This window comes from Paenibacillus pseudetheri, from assembly GCF_924513355.1.
In the GTDB taxonomy this organism is placed as follows: domain Bacteria; phylum Bacillota; class Bacilli; order Paenibacillales; family Paenibacillaceae; genus Paenibacillus_AQ; species Paenibacillus_AQ pseudetheri.
In genome coordinates, this window is sequence record NZ_CAKMAB010000101.1 from 1 (window position 1) to 772 (window position 772).

Annotated in this window: 1 pseudogene; it reads right to left on the reverse strand. The window is 44.3% G+C overall.

Annotation, left to right across the window (positions count from 1 at the left end):
* Window positions 1–772 (reverse strand): annotated as a pseudogene (locus L1028_RS31070) (transposase); the annotation flags it as partial.

Below are 772 nucleotides of genomic sequence, written 5' to 3' on the forward strand. Positions count from 1 at the left end.
GGTGTAGTCAAATATCCTGAATCAAGTGCAACAGCCTCAACGGCAAACCCAAAACGTGCTTGCTGGCGATCTAAACGCGACAAATAGGGCACGGAATCATGAACATTTCCGGGCGTTACGTGCACATCGGTAATGAGATTGTACTTGGTATCGACCGTACGGTGGTCCAAATAAAAGAAGCCTTCGGGTTTGCCATCACGGATCATATATCCACTGTCTGGATCAGTTGTGCTCACTTTAATTTCTTTCTCTTCGTTCACTTCCTCTCTGGGTTTCAGGGCTTTTTTCCATGTTCTTTCCGGTCTTCAGCCACGGCGGTATTGAGTTCGTCAATGTAATCCTTGGTATTTTGTAGCACTTGTTGTTTGGTGTACTGGTGTTTATTCGCATTGGCTTTCACATGGGTCGAATCGGTCACGAGAACACGTCCGCCAATCATTCGGTGTGAAATACCTTGGAGAACAATCTCATCGAAAATATCCTGAAAAATAGTTGTATCTTTAAACCGGGTCCGCCGGTTCCAGCTAATCGTTGTGTGGTCAGGAACCTTGTCGCCCAACCCTAGTCCTAAAAACCAACGATAGGCCAAGTTGGTTTGGATTTCTCGCTCCAATTGACGTTCGGAACGAATACCGTAAAAGTATCCAAGAAAAATCATTTTAAATAAAATAACTGGATCTATAGCAGGGCGTCCGTTATCGGCGCAGTAAAGCGGTCGAACGATTTCATCGATAAAAGAAAAATCGATATATTTGTCCACCTTACGAAGCAA